Annotated in this window: 18 protein-coding genes and 2 pseudogenes; 12 read left to right on the forward strand and 8 right to left on the reverse strand. The window is 63.4% G+C overall.

Going from position 1 to position 21,324, the window contains the following annotated elements; all coding sequences use genetic code 11:
- Positions 1 to 13: 13 nt before the first annotated feature.
- Positions 14 to 946 (forward strand): LysR family transcriptional regulator, encoded by a 933-nt coding sequence (locus tag FOY53_RS17210; protein ID WP_246107446.1) that lies wholly within the window; start codon positions 14 to 16, stop codon positions 944 to 946.
- On the opposite strand, the gene FOY53_RS17215 is transcribed toward FOY53_RS17210, so the two are convergent.
- The gene (locus FOY53_RS17215) at positions 909 to 1,721 is read right to left on the reverse strand and encodes an HpcH/HpaI aldolase family protein (RefSeq protein WP_246107447.1); all 813 of its coding nucleotides are present in this window, start codon (positions 1,719 to 1,721) and stop codon (positions 909 to 911) included. The two genes, FOY53_RS17210 and FOY53_RS17215, sit on opposite strands and share 38 nt — an antisense overlap.
- Before the next feature lie 230 nt (positions 1,722 to 1,951).
- Here FOY53_RS17215 and FOY53_RS17220 point away from each other — a divergent pair, with 230 nt between their 5' ends.
- The 4 genes from FOY53_RS17220 (at position 1,952) to hydA (ending at position 6,296) form a co-directional block, all read left to right on the forward strand.
- Positions 1,952 to 2,527: a TRAP transporter small permease gene (locus FOY53_RS17220; RefSeq protein ID WP_146591144.1), complete on the forward strand. Its 576-nt coding sequence runs from the start codon at positions 1,952 to 1,954 to the stop codon at positions 2,525 to 2,527.
- The gene (locus FOY53_RS17225) at positions 2,524 to 3,804 is read left to right on the forward strand and encodes a TRAP transporter large permease (protein ID WP_146591146.1); all 1,281 of its coding nucleotides are present in this window, start codon (positions 2,524 to 2,526) and stop codon (positions 3,802 to 3,804) included. Before FOY53_RS17220 ends, FOY53_RS17225 begins: the two co-directional genes overlap by 4 nt.
- A 50-nt stretch (positions 3,805 to 3,854) precedes the next feature.
- Complete coding sequence (locus FOY53_RS17230) at positions 3,855 to 4,817, forward strand: TRAP transporter substrate-binding protein (RefSeq protein WP_146591147.1); 963 nt, start codon at positions 3,855 to 3,857, stop codon at positions 4,815 to 4,817.
- Positions 4,818 to 4,886: 69 nt separating this feature from the next.
- Positions 4,887 to 6,296, forward strand: coding sequence for a dihydropyrimidinase (gene hydA, locus FOY53_RS17235; RefSeq protein ID WP_146591149.1), 1,410 nt, complete (start codon positions 4,887 to 4,889; stop codon positions 6,294 to 6,296).
- Between the two features lie 35 nt (positions 6,297 to 6,331).
- Here the strand turns inward: hydA and FOY53_RS17240 are convergent, their stop codons facing one another.
- From FOY53_RS17240 to FOY53_RS17255, 4 genes are read right to left on the reverse strand one after another with little or no spacing between them, the layout of a single operon-like run.
- Positions 6,332 to 6,997 carry a GntR family transcriptional regulator gene (locus tag FOY53_RS17240; RefSeq protein ID WP_186766649.1) on the reverse strand — a complete coding sequence of 222 codons (666 nt, stop codon included), beginning with the start codon at positions 6,995 to 6,997 and terminating at the stop codon, positions 6,332 to 6,334.
- Between the two features lie 15 nt (positions 6,998 to 7,012).
- The gene (locus FOY53_RS17245) at positions 7,013 to 7,456 is read right to left on the reverse strand and encodes a MaoC family dehydratase (protein ID WP_146591153.1); all 444 of its coding nucleotides are present in this window, start codon (positions 7,454 to 7,456) and stop codon (positions 7,013 to 7,015) included.
- Positions 7,453 to 8,613, reverse strand: coding sequence for an acyl-CoA dehydrogenase family protein (locus FOY53_RS17250; RefSeq protein ID WP_281289586.1), 1,161 nt, complete (start codon positions 8,611 to 8,613; stop codon positions 7,453 to 7,455). The genes FOY53_RS17245 and FOY53_RS17250 overlap by 4 nt, the downstream gene beginning before the upstream one ends.
- A 49-nt stretch (positions 8,614 to 8,662) precedes the next feature.
- Positions 8,663 to 9,028, reverse strand: coding sequence for a tautomerase family protein (locus tag FOY53_RS17255; protein WP_146591157.1), 366 nt, complete (start codon positions 9,026 to 9,028; stop codon positions 8,663 to 8,665).
- 135 nt (positions 9,029 to 9,163) lie between these two features.
- Here FOY53_RS17255 and FOY53_RS17260 point away from each other — a divergent pair, with 135 nt between their 5' ends.
- From FOY53_RS17260 to FOY53_RS17285, 6 genes are all read left to right on the forward strand, one after another.
- Positions 9,164 to 10,042 (forward strand): dihydrodipicolinate synthase family protein, encoded by an 879-nt coding sequence (locus tag FOY53_RS17260; RefSeq protein ID WP_146591159.1) that lies wholly within the window; start codon positions 9,164 to 9,166, stop codon positions 10,040 to 10,042.
- A 60-nt stretch (positions 10,043 to 10,102) separates the two neighbouring features.
- On the forward strand, positions 10,103 to 11,080 hold the full coding sequence (locus tag FOY53_RS17265; RefSeq protein ID WP_146591161.1) for a TRAP transporter substrate-binding protein: 978 nt from the start codon (positions 10,103 to 10,105) through the stop codon (positions 11,078 to 11,080).
- Positions 11,081 to 11,154: 74 nt separating this feature from the next.
- Positions 11,155 to 11,670 (forward strand): TRAP transporter small permease, encoded by a 516-nt coding sequence (locus FOY53_RS17270; protein ID WP_146591163.1) that lies wholly within the window; start codon positions 11,155 to 11,157, stop codon positions 11,668 to 11,670.
- Between the two features lies 1 nt (position 11,671).
- On the forward strand, positions 11,672 to 12,958 hold the full coding sequence (locus FOY53_RS17275) for a TRAP transporter large permease (protein WP_146591165.1): 1,287 nt from the start codon (positions 11,672 to 11,674) through the stop codon (positions 12,956 to 12,958).
- A 26-nt stretch (positions 12,959 to 12,984) separates the two neighbouring features.
- Entirely contained in the window at positions 12,985 to 13,392 is a 408-nt protein-coding gene (locus FOY53_RS17280) for a DUF3830 family protein (RefSeq protein ID WP_146591167.1), read from the forward strand.
- A gap of 2 nt (positions 13,393 to 13,394) precedes the next feature.
- Positions 13,395 to 14,933 carry an AMP-binding protein gene (locus FOY53_RS17285; protein WP_146591169.1) on the forward strand — a complete coding sequence of 513 codons (1,539 nt, stop codon included), beginning with the start codon at positions 13,395 to 13,397 and terminating at the stop codon, positions 14,931 to 14,933.
- Between the two features lie 491 nt (positions 14,934 to 15,424).
- On the opposite strand, the pseudogene FOY53_RS17290 reads toward FOY53_RS17285, so the two are convergent.
- The 3 genes and pseudogenes from FOY53_RS17290 to FOY53_RS23775 all read right to left on the reverse strand — a co-directional run.
- A pseudogene (locus FOY53_RS17290) lies at positions 15,425 to 16,006 on the reverse strand (IS30 family transposase); the annotation flags it as partial.
- Between the two features lie 199 nt (positions 16,007 to 16,205).
- A complete protein-coding gene (locus FOY53_RS17295) occupies positions 16,206 to 17,231 on the reverse strand; it encodes an IS110 family RNA-guided transposase (protein ID WP_146591171.1) in 1,026 nt (341 codons plus the stop codon).
- Positions 17,232 to 17,316: 85 nt separating this feature from the next.
- Positions 17,317 to 17,898: pseudogene (locus tag FOY53_RS23775) on the reverse strand (transposase); the annotation flags it as partial.
- Positions 17,899 to 18,835: 937 nt separating this feature from the next.
- Between FOY53_RS23775 and FOY53_RS17310 the strand changes: the two are divergent.
- A partial coding sequence (locus FOY53_RS17310; protein WP_222435284.1) for a phosphoenolpyruvate carboxylase occupies positions 18,836 to 21,324 on the forward strand: 2,489 nt, incomplete at its 3' end.

Here is a 21,324-nt window from a genome sequence, read left to right on the forward strand (position 1 = left end):
TCGGGGCCGCGACATGCTCAATCTCAGGCAACTCGAAATTCTCCGCGCCGTGGTGCAATACCGCACGACGGTCGGCGCGGCGGAACGTCTGGGCATGTCTCAGCCGTCGATTTCCAACACCATCCGCCATATCGAGAGCGTGCTTGGCTTTCCGTTGTTCGAACGGGTCAGCAACCGTCTGACGCCGACCGAAGAAGCGTTGATCCTGCTTGAGGAATCCGAACCGCTGTTCCTGCTGCGCGACGCGGTGAATCAGCGTGCGACGGATCTGCGCATGGGCCGTATCGGGCGCATTCGCGTGGCCTCTACGGCCGAGTTGTCAGAGGCCGTGCTGCCGCGCGTGATTGCGGATTACGCGAATGAATATCCGCAGATCCAGATATCCCTGGAGACGCGCCCGCTCGACAGCGTGTTGCAGGTTGTGGAAAATGGGCTGGCCGATGTGGCCTTTATCATCGCCGGATACGAACGTCAGGCGCTGGAATACGAGCTGGTCGATGAATTGCGCGCCGTCTGCCTGTGTTCAGAGAACGATCCGCTGGCAAAGCTTGACCAGGTCACCCCAAAGGATCTGACGACACGGCCGCTGGTCGGTCCGCAGGTCGCCAACCGCATCGGGCTGATGATCGCCGAAAGCTTTCGCGCCGACGGCTACGATTACCGCCCCACCATCGAAACCCGCTTCATGAATGCCGCCGCGCGGATCGTGCGAGACGGCTGGGGTGTGACGCTGGTTGATGAACTCTCGGCCTTTTCCGCACTGAAGCCGGGTCTTGTCGTGCGCCCCTATGCGCCGGAACTGAGGTTTGCGCTGTCGGCGGCCGTCCCCAGAGCCAAGACCGCGTCGCGGCAGACCCGGCGCTTTATCGCGGCATTTACCGAACGCGCGGCGCTGCGGATCGCGGAAGTCAGGGCCGCGACGCATCGACCCGGGTTTCCGGACTGACCTGCCGTTCCCGCAGCCGCGCCAGCAATGCGGCGCCGCCCTCGACGATCAGGTTTGTCTCGTTCGTGGCCACGATGGCGGTGGCGCCGAGGGCGAGCGCATGGCTTTGCAACAGGTGCGCCGGCAGCCCCATGACCCCGAAACCGCAGCCATTGCGCCGGGCGGCCTCGGCGATCGTCACAAAGGCCGCCAGCACGCGGGGATGATCCAGTTGTCCGCGCAGGCCCAGCCCGTCGGCGAGGTCGTTGGAACCGATCATCAGCATGTCGATGCCATCGGTCGCGGCGATCCCTTCGACCTCTGCCAGTCCTTCGGCGCTTTCGATCATCGCGATCACCTGTGTGCCGACTTCGGTCCGGGCGCACAGGTCGGCCGCAGGGATCAGCGCGTAGTCCAGCCCCGGAAGCGGTCCCGGCAGGGCGCGGGCGCCGCGCGGTGAGAACCGGCAGGCGCGGGCGATCCGGGTCGCATCCGCGACGCTGTCCACATGCGGCACGACGACGGCGGTGGCGCCGCAGTCCAGCACCCGCGCCACGTCGCCCGATCCCGGTCCGGTGACCCGGCCCCAGACCGGAATGCCCGCCGCGATCCCTGCCGCGGCCGTCTGACCCAGGTCTCCGAGGCCCAGCGGCCCATGCTCCATGTCGATGACGACGAAATCGAATCCCGCCCCGCGCGCCAGCAGAACGGCCTCTGCGCGGCCAAGAAGACAGAAGGCGAGGCCGCAGAGATGCGCGGCCGGATTTGTCGTGTGCTCAAGAATTGTTCGGTTCACCAGGTATTGCTCACTTTGCGGTCATTGGCCTTATGCGTCTGTTTTGAAGGTAATGCAGATTCCGCGGAAATATTCAGGAAAAGTGCGGGATAAATAGTTGGTATCAGTCTTCTTATAGTCGCGGTTCTTCAACCGCCCGCCATTGCCGGTAACCTGAGCGCAACACGGCCCGGGATGGACAGTTGCAAGGCTCCGCCATACCCCGCGCCGCTCAACAGGAAGGCGCATCAATGACAAATGCTACGACCCGTTCCGCCGACCCGGTGTCGGCCCCGCGAACGTGGAAAGACAGCAGGCTGGTCCGGGTCCTGACCCTTGGTCTGTGGGGGCTGCGGCGGCTGGTGGATGGGGTGGCGCTGCTGCTGCTTGGGTACATGGCGCTGGCGATCCTCGCGCAGATCACCGGGCGCTACGTCTTCAACTATTCCATCGCCTGGAGCGAGGAGACCGCGACCTTTGCGCAGGTCTGGTTGACGTTGCTGGGGGCGGGCATCGCCATGCGCAGCAACCAGCATGTCGGCGTCGACTTCCTGATCCGCAAGGCGCCACCGCCGGTGCAGCGGTTGTGCTCGGCGGCGAGCTTTGCTCTGGGGGCGTGGTTCCTGAGCGTGGTGGTGATCGGGTCGCTGTCGCTGGTGGCGATCGGGTTCATGGTGAAATCGCCGGCGCTGCGGATCCCCATGGCGGTACCCTACATGGCGCTGCCGGTCGGATTTGGCTATTTTCTGCTGGAATTTGCGCTGTCCGGCCTGCCGCGCATCCTGCGACCTGGTGGCCCCAATGATCCGGGCGAGGCGGCGGCATGATCTGGGCAGCAGGCGGTTTCCTGCTTCTCCTGATCTCGGGCATTCCCATCGTGCTGGCGCTTGGCATTGCTGCGCTGGTGGCGATCGAGATGACGACAACGGCCCCGATCTCCATCGTGGCACAGCGGGTCTATGGCGGCATCAACTCCTTCACCCTCATGGCGATCCCGTTCTTCGTGGCCTCCGGCCTGTTGATGGAGGCCGGCGGCATCGCCCGCCGCTTTGTCAACCTGGCCACGGCGCTGGTGGGCTGGATCACCGGCAGCCTCTACCTTGTCGCAATTGTCACCGGCACCGGACTTGCCGCGATCTCGGGCTCGGGGTCGGCCGATACGGCCGCCATCAGCGCCGTGATGACGCCCGAGATGAAGCGGCGGAACTACAACATCGACCTCGCGGCGGCCGTCATAGCCGCATCCGGCTCGCTCGCCTCGATTATTCCTCCGTCGATCGTGATGATCGTGATCGCCATCACGGCAAACCAGTCCATCGGCGCGATGTTCCTGGGCGGCGTGGTGCCGGGGCTGCTGGTCATGACGGGACTGATGCTGGGGTGCTGGATTTATTCCCGGCAGGGAGGCGTGGCCTATCGCGACCGGGAGGCATTCACCCTGGCGCGGCTGCGCGCCGGTTTTCTGGATGCGGCGCCGGGCTTGCTGGTGCCGGCCGTCATCATCGGCGGCATCACCGGCGGCATCTTTACCGCGACCGAGGCCGCCTGCGTGGCGCTGTTCACCACGCTGATGGTCACGCTTTTCATCTATCGCGAACTCAGGCTGTCGGACCTTCCCGCGATCCTGCTGCGCGCCATCAGCCTATCGGCCACGGTGCTCATCATCATCGCCACGGCTTCGGTGTTCACCTGGATCATCGCAACACAGGGCTTTCCGGCGATGCTGCGCGGCTGGCTGACCGGCTTCACCGACAACCCGGTGGTCTTTCTGCTGATCGTCAACCTGCTGCTGCTGGTGGTGGGGATGTTCATGGAAAGCATCTCGGCCATCCTGATCCTGCTGCCGATCCTGCTGCCTTTGGCGCGGAGCTACGACATCGACCCGGTGCAGTTCGGCGTGATTGCCGCGCTGAACCTGTCCATCGGGCTGATCACGCCGCCCTATGGCATCTGCCTTTACGTCGCCGCGTCAGTGGCGGGTCGGCGGATCGAACAGGTCTCGCGCAAGGTCTGGCTGCCGTTCGGGTGCATGTTTGCCGCGCTGATGCTCGTGACCTTCGTTCCCGCCATTTCCCTCTGGCTGCCTTCGGTCCTGATGAACTGACACAGCCGCTCCAACCAACCCATCCGAAGCAAGAAGAAAGTAGAAAAGACATGTCCAACAGAACGCTCACCTCCCTGGTCGTCGCCTGTGCTCTGGCCGCGGCCCCGGCTTTTGCAGCCGAATACACCTTCAAGATCGCCCATACCAACGCTGCCGACGAGGTGCAGGACATGGGCCTTCAGAAAATGAAGGAACTGCTGGAGGCAAAGACCGACGGTGCCGCCACGCTGGAAATCTATCCCGGCGGCCAGCTGGGGGACGAAGCGCAGATAATCGAGGGCGTCATGCTCGGCTCGCTCGACATGGCGATGACTTCGAATTCGATGCTGTCGAACTATGTCGAGGACTTCCAGGTGTTCGACATGCCTTTCCTGTTTCCCACGATTCCCGCCCTTGGCGAGAAGCTGGATGCCAATTTCGACCTTCTGGAATCCTCGGCCAACGCGGCTGGATTTGAACTGCTGGGCGTCTTCTCCTCGGGCATCCGCCACCTGATGACCTCCAAGCCCATCGAGAGCATCGGTGATCTGGCCGGCATGAAGATCCGCACCATGCAGAACCCGGTTCACGTCGAGGCCTTCCGCGCCTATGGCGCCAACCCGACGCCGATGTCCTACAGCGAATTGTACGGCGCGTTGCAGGCAGGGGTGGTCGACGGAGCCGAGGGCGCCTCGACCGGGTATGACGGCATGAAGTTTTACGAGGTCGCGCCGTCCTTCGCGCTGGTTGGCTGGCTGAACATGACCGCGCCCGTCACCATGCAGAAGGCCGCCTATGACGCGCTGCCCGCCGAGATCCAGACCGCACTGATGGAATCCGGCGAAGAGGCCGCGGCCTGGCAGCGCCAGTATGTCGTGGATCAGGAGCAGCCGCTGCTTGACGGCTTTGCCGCGCAGGGGGTCAGGATCACCCACCCCGATACCACCCCGTTCATCGAAGCGTCCAAACCGCTTTATGAAAGCCAGCTCACAACCGATGGTCAGAAGGCGCTGTACCAGGCCCTGACAAATTGAGTGACCGGCCCGTGGCATCTCCTCCCTTGGCGCTGCGGGCCAATTGACCGGCCAGAGGACATACCCCAGATGCTCGATACCGCCATCCGCAACGCCGAAATCGTCACCGCCGCAGACCGCTACCGTGCCGAGATCGGCATTCGCGGCGGCCGCATCGTGACGATCGCCGAAGACGTCGGCGCCGCCCATGAGGACATCGACGCCTCGGGCCTGCTGGTGCTGCCCGGCGGCATCGACGCGCATGTGCATCTGGAACAACCCCAGGGCGGCGGCGTGGTCATGGCCGACGGGTTCGAAAGCGGCACGCGCTCGGCCGCAGCCGGTGGCACCACCACGGTCATGCCCTTTGCCCTGCAGCAAAAGGGCCAGTCGCTGCGCGAGGCCGTGACCGCCTATCACAAGGCGGCCGAGGGCAAATGCCATACCGACACCTCGTTCCACCTGATCATCACCGACCCGACACCGCAGGTTCTGGGGCAGGAACTGCCGGCGCTGGTCAAGGATGGCTACACCTCGTTCAAGGTCTTCATGACCTATGACGACATGGTGTTGAACGACGCGCAGCTGCTGGATGTCTTTGACGTGGCACGGCGGGAAAAGGCCCTGGTCATGGTCCATGCCGAGGGCTACGATGCGATCCGCTACATGGCCAAACGGCTGGAAGAGACCGGCAGGACTGCGCCCTATTATCACGCCGAAAGCCGCCCTCAGAGTGTCGAGCGCGAGGCGACGCACCGCGCCATCTCGCACGCGGAACTGACCGATGTGCCGATCTGCATCGTGCATGTTTCCGGCCGCGATCCGATGGAGCAGATCCAGTGGGCGAAGAAGCGCGGCATGAATGTCTGGGCCGAAACCTGTCCGCAGTACATCGCGCTGACCGCGGAGAACCTCAAAGGTCTGAACATGGATTTCGAGGGCGCGAAATACGTCTGCTCGCCGCCGCCGCGCGATCTGGATTCGCAACAGGCGATCTGGGAAGGGCTGCGCGACGGCACCTTCGACCTGTTCTCGTCCGACCATTGTCCGTTCCGGTTCGAGGATGCCATGGGCAAGGATGTCGCGGGCGCGCGCACCTCGTTCCGCTGGGTGCCCAACGGCATTCCGGGGATCGAGGCGCGCCTGCCCATCCTGTTTTCGGAAGGTGTCTCGAAGGGGCGGATTCCGATCGAACGCTTCGTGGCGCTGACCTCGACCAATCCGGCGAAACTGTTCGGGATGTATCCGCGCAAAGGCACCATCGCCGTGGGCAGCGACGCCGACCTGACGTTCTGGGATCCAGGGCGCGAGGTGACCATGTCGCAAAGCCTGCATCACCACGATTGCGATTATACCCCCTACGAGGGCATGGCGATCAAGGGCTGGCCGGTGCGCACCATCCTGCGCGGCAGCACGATCTTTCAGGACGGCGAAATCACCGGCTTACCGGGGCAGGGGACCTATCTGGAACGCGGCACCAGTCAGGCGTTTGGCGTCTGAGGGACAGCGGGCCCGGACGGGGGCGGCGCGCAGCCTCACTCTTCCGATGCGATCCGGGACACGAGGTCCTCCATCATCGCGGCGTTCTGCATCCGCAGGATCGCTTCGGCAGCGGGCGCGTCCTGCCGTTTCAGCGCGTCAATGAGCAGGTTCATCTCTTCTGCCATGACCTGCCGTCGTCCGGTGCCGTAGCCATAGCCGCGGCGGAAGGCAAAGATCGTGTCCCATCCGCGCTGGAAGACCCTAAGCGCCTCGCGGTTGCCCCCGAAAGTCACCAGCCGCACGTTGAAACTCCGGTTGGTCTCGATGGCGGCCAGATCTTCGCCTGCCGCGATCTGCGCGCGGTAATTGGCGACCAGCGCCTCAAGCTCGCGGATGCGTTCCAGCGTCAATGCAGCCATGCCGCGCCTGACGGCAAAGATCCGCAGCTCGGTGTTCAGCTCGAACAGGTCGGTGATGTAGGCGCGGTCGAGTTGCCGCACGGTCGCGCCGCGGTTGGGCTCGATCTCGACCAGGCCCTCGCCTTCGAGTTTGCGCAACGCTTCGCGCAGCGGCATGGTGGAAAATCCCAGCCGCTTGGCCAGTTCCGCCGTCTTCAGCCGCGCGCCCGGCGCGATGCGCCCCGCAAGGATATCCTCGCGGATCTGGCGCGTGGCCTGATCGACAGAGTTCTGCGCGGTGTCGGGATCTTCTTCGGTCATGCGGCGCACCATCCGTCAGGGGGCCTTTTGGATCAAGGAGATATGTTCGGCTTCAATGAGCAGCGCGCCGTCTGCGCGATGCAGGCGCACGGACTCGGTGATCACGCCGGCCGGGCGCGAGGCGGATTCGCGCTTGGCGACAAAGGCCATTTCGACATGCACCACGTCGCCTGCGACGATGGGGGCGACGAACCGCACGGCGTTCCAGCCAAGTGATGCGATGGAGGTTTCCTCGTACAGCCGCAGTTCCGTCTTCAGCCCCTCCATCAGCGACAGGCCGTAAAGGCCATGCGCGATGATCCCGGGAAATCCCTGTGCCTTTGCATAGGTTTCATCGGTGTGCAGTGGATGGAAATCCCGTGTGAGACGGCAGAACGCGGCGATGTCCTGCGCGGTGATCCGGTGGCTTGCCGTGGTGAAGGAGACGCCCACCTCCACGTCTTCGAAATGGAGGTTCATGTGTACATCTTCTCTACCTGGCGCGCGATGATCATGCGCTGGATCTGGTTGGTGCCCTCGTAGATCTGGCTGAGGCGGACGTCGCGGAACAGCCGCTCGACCCGGAACGCGCGGGAATAGCCGTTGCCACCGTGGATCTGCAACGCGTTGGAAATGTGCACCTGCGCCATGTCGGTGGTGAAGAGCTTGGCCTGCGCCGCTTCGAGCGCGATGGGTTGGCGCGCATCGTAAAGCCGCGCGGCATGGTGGATCAGCAGGCGGGCGGCGGCGATGTCCCTGGACATGTCGGCCACCATGAACTGGATCGCCTGAAAATCGTAGATTGGCTTGCCGAACTGCTTGCGGTCATGGGCGTAGGCGATGGCATCCTCCATCGCGGCCTGCGCCATGCCAAGCGCCATGGAGGACATCATCAGGCGGGAGAAGTTGAAGTTCTCCATCGCCATGTGAAAGGCGCCGTTTTCGGGTCCGATCAGATTTCCGACCGGCACGCGCACGCTGTCAAAGCTCACCACGCATTCGGCGAGGCCGTGCATCCCGAGCAGCTCTTCGCTCTTGCCCTTGATCACGCCGGGGCGGTCCGTCTCGACCAGAATGCAGGAAATGCCCCGGTGCCCGGCCTCCGCATCGGTCTTGGCAAAGACCATGATCACGTCGGCGACCTGGCCGAACGTGACCCAGGCCTTGGTGCCGGTGATGATGAATTCATCACCCTCGCGCCGGGCCGTCGTCTTAATCGCCGCGACATCCGATCCGCAGTCCGGCTCGGTCACTGCGGTGGCGGGAATCACGCTGCCATCGAGCACGCCGGGAATCAGTTTGTGATGCTCCGCCGTGCCGTGATGGTAGAGAAACAGCGCCGCCTCGACCGGAATGGCGAAAGCGTTTCCCACCGCACCCGAGCCGCGTGCGAGTTCTTCCATGACGATGCAGGCGGTCATCGCGTCCATCCCGACACCGCCCGCTTCTTCGGGCAGGGCGACGCCGAAAAGTCCCTGTTCGGCAAGGCTCAGGTAAATCTCGCGCGGGAAGGTGTTGTCCCGGTCAATGGCGGCGGCGGCGGGCGCGAGAAGCGAGTCGGAGAGCCGGCGCGCTGTATCGCGCACCATGCTTTGCTCCTCGGTGTAGAACTGGTTCAATATGATCTCCGATTGCATTTTTATGATTTGATCTGATCACGGAGCTACGCCCGTAAAGGCCGTCGCGTCAAGCCGAGGCCGCGCCGCCGTGGAAGGCGTCTGCCTGCGCCGTGTCGAAAAAGTAGACAATGACATCTTTCGGGGCCGCGCCATAGGCGGTGACCACCGCGTCGGTGATGCGCCGCGCCGCGTCGGCCTTCAGCTGGGCGGAACGCGGGAAAGCATGAACTTTTATGAAGATGCGCATATTTTCAGCGGATTCGCCATATTTTCCGGCATGCGCGTAGGAATAGTAACCCATGGAATTATAATAGATGGTGACGATTTCGGGCTTGATCGCGAAGGCCTGGCAGAGACCATCAGTCATATGGTGGCTCGCAAACTCCCGTATTTGTTCGCCGGGACCGTGGTCGCTGACTTCGATGAAGGGCATGGGGATGTCTCCTGTTCTGGCGGTGAAACGGGTCGCCTGGACGGGTCCCCGAGTTGACTCAGTATCTGATCACATAAATGGTATATGCAAGATGTTTGGATCGGCAATGCGCCGACAGGGCCGGAAGGGACGACCATGACTTTCAGAGGGAGCTACACCGTCTGCGTGACGCCGTTCGACGCCGACGGTTGCGTCGACCTTGTGGCGTTGCGGTCCTATGTGGACTGGCAGATCGCCGAGGGTGTGCATGGGCTGATCCCGCTTGGTTCCACCGGCGAGTTCCTGTCGTTGACGCGCGAAGAGCGCGCCGCCGTGGCCGAGACGGTGATCGTTCAGGCCGCGGGTCGGGTGCCCGTGCTGATCGGCACCGCCGCCGAGTGGACGGACGAGGCCGTGTCGCTCAGCCGCGAAGCAGAGGATCTGGGTGCTGACGGCGTGATGCTGGTGCCGCCCTACTATTCCTCGCCCACCGAGGCGGAACTGGGTGTGCACTTCACCCGCGTGGCCGAGGCGCTGAGCATCCCGGTCATGCTCTACAACAACCCGTTCACTGCGAATGTCGACCTCAGTGCCTCGCTGGTTGGACGGCTGTCCGAAGTCGACAACATTTCCTACATCAAGGACACCTCGAAGAACGTGCACCGGGTGACGGAGCTGCTGGAGGCCTGCAAGGGCCGGATGACCGTCTTCGCCGGCTACTACCCGTGGGAAAGCTACCTTGCAGGGGCCGAGGGCTATTCCTCGGTCATGGCGAACATCGCGCCGAAACTTTCCGCCGAAACCTTCGAGCGGACGGTCGACGGCTCGGCAGAGGGCCGCGCCCTTTACCTCAGGAGCCTGCCGCTGATCAACGCTCTGGCCGGCGACCTCTACGTGTCCGCCACCAAGGCCGCGATGGCGATGGTGGGCCGTCCGGCGGGCGAGCCGCGTCCGCCGCGCCTGCCGCTGCCCGAGGGCAGGCGGACGGAACTCCGGACAATTCTAGGCAATCTCGGGCTTCTGGCCGAGGCCTGAACCCAGGCTCCGCGCGGGGCCGCCAGATCCGACCCAACAGAGAGACAAGGATACAAACAAATGAAACTCACCAATCTGACCCTTTGCCTGGCGCTGGGTGCGGCTGCACTGACAGCCCCTGCCTACGCACAGGGCATCACGCTCAAGGCCAGCCACAATGCCAATGCGGACGAGCCTTATGGCGTCGGCCTGCGCAGGATGGCGGAAATTCTCGAAGAGAAATCCGGCGGCGCCGCGACGATCGAGGTCTATGACAACGCCACTCTCGGCGACGAGATGGAGAGCATCCAGGGCACCCAGATCGGCACCGTGGATGTTGCGGTGACGGCGAACTCGACACTGTCGAACTTCGTGCCGGACCTGTCGGTCTTTTCGCTTCCGTTCCTGTTCACCGATGCCGCGCAGATGGACCGCGCGCTGAGCGACCCGGCGGTGATCGCGGAAATCCAGACCGCGCTGGACGGTCAGGGCTTTCACCTGCTGGCGATCTTTTCCGCCGGCACCCGCCACATCATGACCAAGAAGCCCATCGAAACGATGGAGGACATGGCGGGTCTCAAGATCCGCACCATGCAGAACCCGGCGCATGTCGACACGTTCACCGCCTTTGGCGCGAACCCGACTCCGCTGGCCTATACCGAGCTTTACGGCGCACTGGAAACCGGCGTCGTCGACGGAGCCGAGGCGGCCAACACCAATTTCTTTTCGCAGAAGTTCTACGAGGTCGCACCGGACTGGGCCGTGATCGGCTGGCTGGAACTGGTTGCCCCGGTGATCATGGGCAAGGCCGCCTACGACGCCCTGCCCGAAGAGGTGCGGACCGCGCTGGACGCGGCCGGGATGGACGCGGGCAAGATCCAGCGCAAGGCCTATCTCGACAGCGACAACGCGCGCTTTGCCGATCTGGAAAAGGTCGGGGTCACGATCACCCGTCCCGACGATACGCCCTTCCGCGAAGCCGCTGCCGCAGTCCAGCAGAAGTATCTGGAAACCGATGCACAGAAAAAGATCTTTGATCTGCTGAAATCCGTCGAGTGATCGCTGATCCAGCATGATAAGCCCGGCCGCGCCCACCGCGGCCGGGTCTTTCCTCCCCGTCAAGGAACGCGCGCATGGTCTTGCTTGTCGAACGTCTCTGCCTTGTCCTGCGCCGCGTCGTGTCGGGCGCGGTGATCCTGCTGTTTTCGGTGATGATGATCGCCGTGCTGGTGCAGGTGGGGGGGCGCTATGTCTTCAATTATTCCATCGCCCAGGCGGCCGAGATCGCCACCTTCAGCCAGATCTGGCTGGTGCTTCTGGGGGCAGGGGTCGCCGTGGCGCGGGGGCAGCATGTGGCCATCGACATGGTGCCCGCCGCGCTGCCCCTGCCTGCCGCGCGCGGGGCGATGATCGCCATTGCGCTGGTCTGCATGGCGTTTCTCGCGGTGCTGGCATGGGGCAGCCTGCCCCTGATCCGCATGGGAGATTTCCAGACCTCGCCCGCGCTGCGGATGCCGATGAAATACATGTATTTCTGCCTGCCTGCCGGAGCCGCCTACATGGCCCTCGAACTGTTGCTCTCTGTCCTGCAGCGCTGGGACGACCCGTTTCCGCCACCCCAACCCGAAGACGCGGAAGAGGCGGTCTGACATGCTGGTCATCGCTATTGCCTTTGTCGCGCTGCTTGTCCTCGGGGTTCCGGTGGTCTTTGTTCTGGGCGCCTCGGCGGTCATCGCGCTGGTGACAACCACCGACGTGCCGGTGGCCATCGTCAGCCAGAGGGTCTTTGCCGGGCTGAACTCTTTCACGCTCATGGCGATCCCTTTCTTCGTGTTTGCCGGTGTGATCATGGACGCGGGCGGCATCTCGCGCCGGATCGTCGAATTCGCCTCGGCGCTGATCGGCTGGATGGTGGGCAGTTTGTACCAGGTGTCCTGCCTGGCCGCCGCCGGTCTTGCCGCGATCTCGGGGTCGGGGTCGGCGGACACCGCCGCGATCTCGGCCATCATGCAGCCGCAGTTGCGGCGCCGTGGCTATGACGTGGATTTTGGCGCGGCGCTGATCGCCTGCGCCGGGTCCATCGCCCAGGTGATCCCGCCAAGCCTGACCATGGTCATCCTGGCCGTTGTGTCGAACGTGTCGATCGGCGCGCTGTTCATCGCTGGAGTGCTGCCGGGGCTGCTGTGCATCATCATGCTGATGATCGTGGCTTACCTTCAGGCCCGCCGGGGCGGCGCGGCCTATCGCGAGACCGAGCCATTCACCTTTGCGCGCCTGCGCCGCACCGGTTGGGCGGCCCTGCCTGCCGCCGGCATGCCGGTGCTGATCCTGGGCGGCATCCTGGGCGGGGTGTTCACACCGACCGAGGCCGCCGCCGTCTCGGGGTTTTATGGTCTGCTCGTCGGGCTGTTCGTCTATGGCGATCTCAAGGTCCGGCAATTGCCCAACCTGATCCTGCGCACCGCGTCGCTGAGTTCCGCCGTCATGCTGATCATCGGCACGGCCGCCGTGTTTTCCTGGCTCATCGCCAACGCCAATGTTCCCGCAATGCTGGGCGCGTGGATCATCAGCGTGTCCACCTCGCAGCTTGTGTTCCTGATCATCGCCAACCTGCTGTTCCTGTTCGTCGGGATGTTCCTCGAAACCATCGCGGCAATTCTGATCATCGTGCCGGTGCTTGCGCCCATCGCGGCACAGATGGGGGTAGACCCGATCCATTTTTCGCTGCTCGTGATCCTGAACTGCGCCATCGGCACGGTGACGCCACCCTATGGCGTGTCGCTGTTCGTTGCGTCCAGCGTGGCAGGGCGGCCCGTGCTGTCCGTCTCGCGGCGGCTGGTCTGGCCGCTGGCCGGGCTGTTCACGATCCTGATCGCGGTGACCATCATCCCCGACCTGTCGCTGTTCCTGCCGCGCCTTGTCGGACTAATCGACTGACCGGATAGACCAGAGGAAAGACCGCAATGCTCAAGATCACCATCGCCGGAATCGTTTTCGACGCCAAGTTCGAAGAGGACAAGGCCCCCAGGACCGTCGCCGCGTTTCGCGCGCAGCTTCCCTATGCAAGCAAGGTCGTTCACGTCCGCTGGAGCGGCGAGGGCGTCTGGATTCCGCTGGGCGAAACCGACTTCGGCGTGGACTACGAGAATCACACCAGCTTTCCCGCGCCGGGGCAGTTCATCCTCTATCCGGGCGGCATATCGGAAACCGAGATCCTGCTGGCCTATGGCGGGGTTCATTTCGCGTCCAAGATGGGGCAACTCGCGGGCAACCACTTCATCACCCTCACCTCCAACCTGGACAAGCTGGCCGAGATCGGGCCCAGGGTGCTCTGGCAGGGCGCACAGGAGATTCTCTTCGAGGAGGTCTGAGCATGCCGGATGTGTTTGCCGATGTCCGGATCAGCTACGGCACCCGGCTGCGCCTTCTGGCCGCCGAAAGGGGCAGGGCGGAAGCGGTGCGCTTTCTGCCCGCAGAGGGCGCGGCCGTTTCCCTGAGCTGGGCAGACCTCGACAGGCTGGTGGACCGCTACGCGCGCGGCCTCATGGCGCGCGGGGTGGGGCAGGGGGATGTCGTGGCTTATGCACTTGGCAACGTGCCCGCGCATCTGGCGCTGGCGCTTGCGGTCTGGCGGGTGGGGGCGACGGTGATGGTGCTCGACCCCGGGATGAGTTCCGCCACCGCCGCGGCCATGAAGGCGCGAAGCGGTGCGCGGCTGGTGATCGGCGCGACGCCGGGCCTGGGTGATCTGGACCTTGCAGGATTCGAGGCCGAAGCGGGTGACCTGCCCGAAACACCGGTGCCCGACCGCACGCCGCGGCCGGGCAAGATCGTGCTGTCAGGAGGATCGACCGGTCTGCCCAAAATGATGAGAGACGATCTGCCCCATACCCGGACGCCCGGCGCAAGCTGGGGGCGCATCGCGCCCCGGCTTGGCTTTCGCTGCGACCAGACGCAGCTTGTCTGCGGTGCGATGTCACACAATGCGCCCTTCACCTGGGCGCAGAACGGGCTGTTCGAGGGCAATCGCCTGGTCCTGATGGAGCGGTTCGACGCCGCCAGAGCACTGCGGGCGATCGACGCCCACGATGTCGGGTTTGCCATGCTGGTGCCGACGATGATGGTGCGGATGCTGGATGCGCTTCCTGCCAGCGGCGTGACCCTGAACAACCTGCACGCGCTTTACCACACCGGCGCGCCCTGCGCCGCATGGCTGAAACAGGCCTGGATCGAGCTGCTGGGACCGGACCGCGTGACCGAGATGTATGGCTCGGGCGAGAATACCGGACAGACCACGATCACCGGCGCGGAATGGCTGACGCACCGCGGCTCTGTCGGGCGCGGATTCGAGACCGAGATCCGCATCTACGACCCGGAGGGTGCGCAATTGCCTGCGGGTGCGGCGGGCGAGATCTACATGCGGCCAGACGATCTTGGCGGGCGCGCAGACTATCTTGGTCCGGATGCGCCGCAACCCAGCCGCGATGCCGACGGCTTTCAAAGCATCGGTGATCTCGGCTGGCTGGACGAGGCGGGCTTTCTCTACCTTGGCGGGCGGCGGGACGACGTGATCAACACCGGAGGAACCAAGGTACACCCCGAGACGGTCGAGGCGGCGCTGCTGCAGCATCCGGATGTCACCGATGCTGTGGTCTTCGGTATGCCCGACCGCGACTGGGGCGAAAGGGTCGTGGCCTGCGTGGTGCTTCTGGCGGCGGTGGAGACCGACACGCTGCGGACGTTCTGTGCTGCGCGCCTCGCCCCGTCACAGGTGCCGAAAGTGGTCCGGACCTGTACAACCCTTCCGCGGGATGGCTTTGGCAAGATTCGCCGCAAAGCCATGCAGGCGACATTCTCTGACGAGGTCGATGCCGGTGCAGAGCGGTGCGATCCGGCACGGCGGGATGGATAAGGTGGGCTGAAAACATGCGCCTGGCGGTGTTGTCACGTTCACCCGCCGATCCATTTCCGTACCGTAATTGGGACGTCACTGACGGGGACGCAGGGATTGTCCAGCAACTGCATGCGTCACCGGGGGGCGCCCGCGCGTCAAGTTTATTGCTCCCGCTGAACCGATGCCTTGCCCCGAAAGTGAGTGCTGGCCCGCAGGACTCTGGCACTCGTCCCAGCCTCCGTCTCTCAAAATTGGCCAGGACGGTGTCCATAACCATGGGACCATTCAGATACGCCTGAGCACGGCGCTGCTCTTCGCATATCGTTACAGCATGATGGCAGTCGATCACGATTGATATCGCCATTTCGGAACCTTCCGGCGGACTTCGGAACTCTGGTGCGGGCTGGAGTTTTGCAGGCAATGCCATCTGTATAAGCTTCTGTTGTATTTAAGAGTTTTGACTTTGGATCTGTCCCTTTCTCGTGTGAGCGATACTTGAACCGCGACTCCTATTGGCTTCGAGGGTAGGGGCGTCGACCCATTTCCTCCATCATCTTTTCCCGGAACACCTCTGCTGGTGTCTTCCAACCGAGGCATTTCCTGGGTGTTGCGTTGAGGCGGTCACTGATCATTTTCAGATCATGATCCACCGCCCGGCAGTGGTTTGCTTGCAAACCATGAGAGGGAGTGAGTGCCGTGATGTCGCGTTTGCGGGGCAGCCATCTTCGGGCACGTCGGTTTGTGTTTTCGACCGTACCCTTCTGCCACGGCGAGGAGGGATCGCAGAACCACGTCTGCGTCCCAAGCTTGGCCTGCAGATGCGGCCAGCTGACGAACTCGGTCCCACGGTCAAAGGTGATGGATTTGCGCGCGAGATGCGGCAGGTCGCGGACTGCCTTCATGATCTTGCCCATCACCGGTTGGTGCGCTTGCTCGGGTTCTTCAGCAGCACCGTGAAGCGGCTGACGCGCTCGACCAGCGAGGTCACGTTGATCTTGCCGTGCTCCTTGCGGAACATCATCAGGTCGCACTCCCATGTGTGGATACCTCGGGCGATGCAAGCTTTCTTCTGGACGGTTCGAACATGTGATCGGGTACGGTCATGTGTCAGGCCTTCATGTGCGGCGCGTCACATGCCGCGGGCCGGTATGGCGATGCGAAGGTTGGGTCCATATCAATGGCACGAGCGCTGAGCTCTCTGGGAATGCCTGGTTTCCCCAACCTCGATCTGGCCGATCGCTTATCCTTACTGTCCAAATGTCCTTCTCACATCATCCGGCCAAAGCCGTCTCAGGCGACCGCGACCGGATCCTTGAAGTCTTCCTTTTTCGTCATCATTGCCCAGATTGCCCGGGCGGTCTTGTTGGCCAGGGCGATGGCGACCAGCATGCGGGGTTTGCGCGCCAGCATCTGCTCCAGCCAGGACCCCTTGGGAGCGCCGTTTCGGACCGCCCATCGAACCCGGGTCATGGCGCCGATGATCAGCAACCGTCGGATATCGCGCTGACCCATCTTCGACGTTCGACCGAGAACCTGTTTACCGCCCGTGGATTTCTGTACCGGGACCAGCCCGAGCCATGCCGCAAAATCGCGTCCGCGGCGGAAGCCCTCCAGCGGCGGTGCGAAGGCCTGGATTGCCATGGCGCTGACCGGGCCGACGCCAGGAGCGGTCTGAAGCCGGATTGTCTCCGGGTCGGATCCTGCCGCTTCTTTCAGGCGTTTTTCGATCCTTTTGATTTTCTCTGTTACGGCGTCGAGCTGGTCGAGGTGCAGCCGGCAGAGTTCGATGACGACCGGCGGCAGATCGCTGTTTGGAGCGTCAATCTGCTTGGCCAGCCGCTTGACGAATGTCCGACCGGGAGGCGCGATGATGCCATATTCCATCAGGTGGCCGCGCAGAGCATTGATGATCGCGTTGCGCTGCCGGACGAAGAGATCGCGGGTCTTGAAGACCATCGAGCGGGCTTGCTGCTCGGCGGATTTGACCGGCACGAACCGCATGGTCGGGCGCACAACCGCTTCGGCGATGGCCTCGGCGTCATTGGCATCATTTTTCTGGCGCTTGACGAACGGTTTCACGTAGATCGGCGGGATCAGGCGAACCTCGTGCCCCAGCTTCATGATCTCGCGTCCCCAGTAATGCGAGGATGCGCAGGCTTCCATGGCAACAAGGCAAGGCGGCTGTTCGCCCAGAAATTTCAGGACCTGCGCCCGCGATAGCTTCTTGCGGAACATTGGCGCGCCGGTCACCGTGGCGCCGGGCAACTGGAAAACCGACTTTGCCAAATCAATGCCGATGACTGTAACCTCTTCCATTGATACCTCCTCCGATCAGGTGTTTTCGACATCACCACTTTGGCACGTTGCGATGCCGTTTCTGGGTGAGGTATCCACACCATCAGTGGCCGAATTGGCGACGGTGCGCCACGTCGTCCGGGCGAAACAGGATGCTGACATCGCGGTCGAACTTCGGCGGCAAGCGCTTTCTGGCACGACGCGGTCGGCGCGACTTACGGTGCTCGGGGAGGTACCACCACAGCTCCTGCGCCATGCCTTCCCTGGAGTAGATGTAGCGGTAGATCGTTTCCCTCTCAGGCTATTGCTTTGCAATAGCCCTGCCGGGCAGCGCATGGCAGACTCGCAATATCGCGCCTTCAAGGATCATCCGGTTGCCGATCTGCTCGGGCGTCCATCCTTGCTTGATCCGAGCCACCACGCTCTTGCAGAGATCCGGATGCCGGATCAGCTTGCGCTGAACCGTTCGGCGCCTCTGCGACTGCAGGTGAGCGGCGGAGCCGAAGTAGCCCGCGTACTTCCTTGGCAGGGTCTCGTCGGCCCAGAAATTGCGTTTGATCTCGCGGTGGATGGTTGCTTTCGAGCGTCGCAGAACGCGCGCCATCTCACGGACGGGGACCTTTGCATGCCACCAATCCTCGATCCTCCGGCGTTCTCTTAGGCTCAGTTGCGTGTAGACAGCTCCCATGACACAATCTCCTCATTAGATAACCCATTGGTTTCTAACAGGAGTCGCACTTCAAGGTAGCGCGCGCCCGGTAGGGCGAATTAGTCTGATAATTTTGATTATGTAATTAGTATATTTGTGCAGAGGTGGTCATTTTGAACAATGCGCCCGTCTGTCATAAGCCTTTTCAACGCTGGTCACGATCGATCCGGTGTGGTGTCGAGATGGTTCGGACATTGCCGCAGCAGGGCAAGTGCGGGCGGCAGCAGCGTCTCGGGGCTGGTCGGATTGAACCCGGCCGTGCCCAATGGTGACGATTGAATGGAATGTCCCGCCGTGGCCACTTCGCGGACAAAATGCGGCGCGCTACCGCGTCCCGGCTTCTGGCACCGTCGTCATAGAGTCCGCACGGAATATAATGCCAAGGACTTGGGGACGTCTGCCCATCACCCAGTCTGTGCAACCAAATCCGGGATAATCGGCAGCTCGCAGGGGTATCGGTTCGCAGGCTGCGACTGTTTCCATGCCCCGAACCATGCAGGAATCAATACCTGTATGGTGGGTCGCGACGGTATCTGCCACCCAACGCTTGCAGGCAAACGATGGTCAGTCGGGTCTCAGCATCCTTTCCGCATGACCAACCCGTTCAGGCATGGGGCTGACTGCCGGTTCGAATTTCAAGCCCGCTACCCGGTGGGGGATTCCGCAACACCGGGGGGCTCCATGCTGCGTCTGAAAGACAAACCCCGAACAACGCATGCGGCATGCCGTGAACCAACAAAACGGAGCAAAGTCGCAGGAAACCCGACAATGCCGCATCATGGCCAAGACGCAAATCGGTCCGGAACAGCCGGGCAGTGCCAGTCCCCGATCGGGTAAGCACAATGTCCACGTTAGGTCAGCAGTTTCTATACGGCCGGTGCTGTCGGTGCCGCGCAGAAACGGGTTTCATGCTCCCATGGCACAGACATGGAAGACAGCCGCGATGAACATTCCCAGCACCCTCCCCGATCCGTCAGCGACCCCCGAGCCCCGGCGCCGCGACGCGGCAAGGCGGGTACGGGACAACGATATCCATGCCTTGCTGCGCAATTGCCTCGTGTCTGTCACCGAGGGTCAACTTGGGGACGTCGCGCGATTGCTGGACGGTCATCGCCCGGTAGACACCCTGCCTGCCGAAGAACGCTTTCTGGCGTTGCAGGCGCTTGGCACCTGGCACCAGTTGCTGGCCATCGCGCGGGAATTCGAGGCGGTGCAGATGCGCCGCACGATCGAGCGCGCCGGTCAGGCCTCGGACATTCCCGGCTCCTTCGCCGAAGTGATCGCCAGGGCCGCCGCGGGGGGCAAAAGCACCGACGAAGTTGCGACCGCGCTGGCAAAGCTGCGTGTCGCCCCCACAATGACCGCCCATCCGACCGAAACCAAGCGGGTCACCGTATTGGAAACCCACCGCAGGATTTATCGCCGTCTCACGGATCTGTTGGCGCGCAACTGGGCCCCCCGGGAACAGGAGGCGCATCTCCAGGCGCTGATGGCCGAAATCGAAATCCTCTGGCTCACCGGCGAGTTGCGTCTTGAAAAGCCGACCGTCGCGCAGGAAGTGCAGTGGGGTCTCTATTTCTTTCGCGAAGTCCTTTATACAGCGGTTCCGGCCCTGCAGGACACATTGGACCACGCCCTGCTGCAATCTTACGAGGGGCTTGCGCCGGGACCCTTCCTGAGGTTCTCGAGCTGGATCGGCGGGGACCGGGACGGCAACCCGCATGTCACCGCAGAGGTGACACGGGACGCCTTGTGCGAATATCGCACCGCGGCGATCCAATCCTACCGTCCGGCACTGGCTGACCTGTGCCGCGACCTGTCGCTCAGCCTCAGCGTGACCGAGGTTCCGCAGGAATTCCTCGACCAGACGGCCGCGCTGCTTGACCAGTGCGGCGCGGCCGCTGACCATACCCGAATACACAATTCGGCCGAACCCTTCCGACAGTACGCGACCGCGCTGCTGTTGCGGCTGGATGCCATGTTGGGCACAGGGTCCGTGGCGACGCCGATGGCCACAGCGCAAGAGTTTGCCAGCCTGGTCGAAGCCCTGGATACCGCGCTGATCCGCGTCGGTGCCCGCCGGGTCGCCATGCGGCGCACCCGCCCGCTGATCCGGCGGATCACCACCTTTGGATTCCGCACGGTTTCGCTCGATATCCGTCAGAACGCCACGGTGATAAACCGCACCGTCGCCGCCGTGATCACGGCGCGGGATGGCAGTTGCCCGCCCGAAAACTCTGCGGAATGGTCCCGGACCCTTGCCCGGGCGCTGCAGGAAGATGCGCCGCTCGATCGCAGCCGTTTGCAGGATCTTCCGGACGAGGCCGCCGAAACGCTGGACCTGTTCGCCCTCATCGCGCGGACCCGGGCGCAGGACCGGCAGGCAATCGGCGCGGTGATCCTGTCGATGACCACCTCTGCGGATGACATCTTTGCCGTATACCTGCTGGACCGCTGGAGCGCCGCCGCCGACACCCAGGACCTGCCGACCGGGATCGAAGTGGTGCCGCTGCTGGAGACCATCGACGACCTGCGCGCTGCAACCGAGATCCTCGACACGCTGTTTGCCAACCGTATCGTGCGCCGCGCCGTGCGCGAGGCCGGTGATGCGCAGGAGATCATGCTCGGATACTCCGACAGCAACAAGGACGGCGGCTTCCTGACCTCGAACTGGGAACTCGCCAAGGCCCAGACCGCAGTGCGCCGCGTCGGCGAAAAACACCGTGTGCAGGTGTCGTTCTTTCATGGGCGGGGCGGGTCTGTCAGCCGGGGCGGTGCCCCTGCCGGGCGGGCGATTGCTGCCCAACCTCCCGGTACGGTGGATGGCCGCCTGCGCGTCACGGAACAGGGCGAGATCGTTTCGGCAAAATTCGCCAACCGGGGCACCGCCCTCGGCAATCTCGAATACCTGTCCGCTGCGGTTCTGGCCCACACATTGGAAAGTCCGAAGGGTCAGCCGGACGCTCCCGAGTTCAACGAGGCCCTCGAAGCCCTGTCCGGTCTGAGCCAGGTTAAATACCTGGATCTGGTCCGCAGCCCGGGGTTCATCGACTATTTCAATGAAAGCAGCCCGGTCGACGAACTGTCGCTGCTGAAGATCGGCTCGCGTCCGGCAAAGCGCTTCGGCACCTCCCCACGCGACCTGTCCGATCTGCGCGCCATCCCCTGGGTGTTCGCCTGGAGCCAGAACCGCCATATGCTGACGGGCTGGTACGGCATCGGCTCGGCACTGTCGGCCTTTACGCGAGTGCGTGGTGACGACGGTCTCGACCTGTTGCGGCGGATGTTCGAACGGTCCCGCCTGTTCCGGCTGGTGATCGACGAGGCCGAAAAGGTGCTGTTCCAGTCGGACATGGACATCGCCCGAAGCTATGCCGCGCTTGTGCAGAACGACCAGACCCGCGC

Source organism: Puniceibacterium confluentis (assembly GCF_007923445.1).
In the GTDB taxonomy this organism is placed as follows: Bacteria; Pseudomonadota; Alphaproteobacteria; order Rhodobacterales; family Rhodobacteraceae; genus Puniceibacterium; species Puniceibacterium confluentis.